This is a genomic window from Paracoccus sp. (in: a-proteobacteria) (assembly GCF_030536915.1).
In the GTDB taxonomy this organism is placed as follows: domain Bacteria; phylum Pseudomonadota; class Alphaproteobacteria; order Rhodobacterales; family Rhodobacteraceae; genus Paracoccus.
The window spans coordinates 1-2,153 of sequence record NZ_JAUNPC010000025.1 but is presented as its reverse complement, the minus strand read 5'-3'; the positions used below and the strand labels follow the sequence as shown (position 1 = coordinate 2,153).

Here is a 2,153-nt window from a genome sequence, read left to right as displayed (position 1 = left end):
GCCGACTTGCCCATCTTGCGCCCGTCCGAGGTCGTCAGCAGCGGCGAGGTCAGGCCCCAGATTTCCGAATCCAGCACCCGGCGCGTCAGGTCGATCCCGTTGACGATGTTGCCCCACTGGTCCGACCCGCCCATCTGCAAGCGGCAGCCGTAGCGGCGGTAGAGTTCCAGGAAATCGTAGGCCTGCAGGATCATGTAGTTGAATTCGAGGAAGGACAGGCTCTGTTCCCGGTCCAGCCGCGACTTCACCGACTCAAAGGACAGCATCCGGTTGACCGAGAAATGCCGCCCGATGTCGCGCAGGAAATCGAGGTAGTTCAGCCCGTCCAGCCATTCGGCGTTGTTCAGCATCATCGCCGCATCGTCGCCATAGCGCAGGTAGCGGGCGAAGACCTGAGCCATCCCGTCGATGTTCGACTGGATCTGCCCGGGGCCAAGCAGAGGCCGTTCCTCGGAACGGAACGAGGGATCGCCCACCTTGGTCGTGCCGCCGCCCATCAGGGTGATCGGCTTGTTGCCGGTCTTCTGGAACCAGCGCAGCATCATGATGTTCAGCAGGTGGCCGACATGCAGGCTGGCCGCCGTCGCGTCATAGCCGATATAGGCCGTGACCGGTCCTTCCGTCAGGGCGTCATCCAGCGCCTGCAGGTCGGTGCAGTCAGCCAGATAGCCGCGTTCGACCATGACGGTCAGGAACTCGGACTTCGGACGGTAGGTCATCGGCTTTTTCCTTTTTCTCGGCCTGCCTATACAGGCCGCGGGGCACTAGGGGAAGAAAAGGCGGATGCTGGTTCTCGGGATGATGTCGGGCACCTCGCTGGACGGGGTGGACGCGGCGGTGCTGGACACCGACGGCGAGGCGATCTTCGGCTTTGGACGAACCGGCTACCGCGCCTATGCGGCCGAGGAAGCCGAGGTGCTCCACAGGGCCCTTGGCCGCTGGCCGGGCGAGCCGGGCGTGGCCGAGGCGGCGGCGCTGTCGGTGCGGGTCCATGCGGCGCTGGCGGCGAATTTTCCCGAGGCTGAGGTGATCGGCTATCACGGCCAGACGCTGGCCCATGATCCGGGCGCGGGGCGGACCCATCAGGCAGGGCAGGGCTGGGAACTCGCCCGCGCCACCGGCCGCCGCGTCGTCTGGGATTTCCGGGCCGAGGACGTGCGGCAGGGAGGCGAGGGCGCGCCGCTGGCGCCCTTCTTCCATCATGCGCTGGCGCGCTGGGCGGTGGCGCAAGGGCGGCTGGACCCCTCGCCAGTGGTGTTCCTGAACCTCGGCGGGGTCGGCAACCTGACCTGGTGCGACCCGCGCGATCCGGACCCGCTGTCGGCCTGCGTGGCTTTCGACACCGGCCCGGCGAACGCGCCACTGAACGACCTGATGCGGGCACGGCGCGAGGTTCCGCGCGATGAGGGCGGCCAGCTTGCCTTGCAGGGCACCCCGCGCGAATCGGTCATTCAGGACTTCCTGCGCCACGCCTATTTCGCCCGTCCCGCGCCCAAGTCGCTGGACCGCGACGCTTTCGCCGCGCTCGGCCCGGCCGTTGCGCAGATGGAGGATGCGGATGCCGCGGCGACCCTGGCGCATGCGGCGGCGGCGGCGGTCGCGGCGGGCCTCGGGCTGCTGCCCTCGTGCCCGGCCTCGGTTCTGGTTTGCGGCGGCGGGCGTCACAACGCCGCGATGATGCGGGCGCTGGAGGAGCGCTGCGGCCTGCCCGCGCGCCCGGTCGAGGAGGCCGGGCTGGACGGCGACATGATCGAGGCGCAGGCCTTCGCCTGGCTTGCTGCGCGGGTCTTGCGGGGGCTGCCGACCTCGGGGCCACGGGCCACGGCTGCCGCGCGCGCCGTTTGCGGTGGACGGATCAGTTCGCCACGCCGCTGACAACCACTTGATGAGAAGCAGGGAACGCGGGCCGCGCAAGGGACGTTGGGGCGCCAGATCGGGGACGCGAAGCGATCCCGGCTGATTTCGACAAAAGAAGGACGTCACCGATGAAAGCTCTGCTTCTCGCCGCCACTTCGTCTCTGGCCCTGACCGGCTTTGCCATGGCGCAGACCGCCACCGACACCACCACGACCACAGACCCGGCAGCCACCGCGACCGGGACCGACATGACCACGGGGACCGACCCGATGACCGGCACGGCTGCTGACCCGATG

At 68.7% G+C, this 2,153-nt stretch carries 2 protein-coding genes; one reads left to right on the top strand and one right to left on the bottom strand.

Going from position 1 to position 2,153, the window contains the following annotated elements; all coding sequences use genetic code 11:
* Positions 1-719, bottom strand: a 719-nt coding sequence (tyrS, locus tag Q4F04_RS06445; RefSeq protein ID WP_303369012.1) for a tyrosine--tRNA ligase, incomplete at its 3' end; no start/stop codon positions are given.
* Between the two features lie 64 nt (positions 720-783).
* Between tyrS and Q4F04_RS06440 the strand changes: the two genes are divergently transcribed.
* On the top strand, positions 784-1,875 hold the full coding sequence (locus Q4F04_RS06440) for an anhydro-N-acetylmuramic acid kinase (RefSeq protein WP_303369011.1): 1,092 nt from the start codon (positions 784-786) through the stop codon (positions 1,873-1,875).
* Positions 1,876-2,153 lie beyond the last annotated feature (278 nt).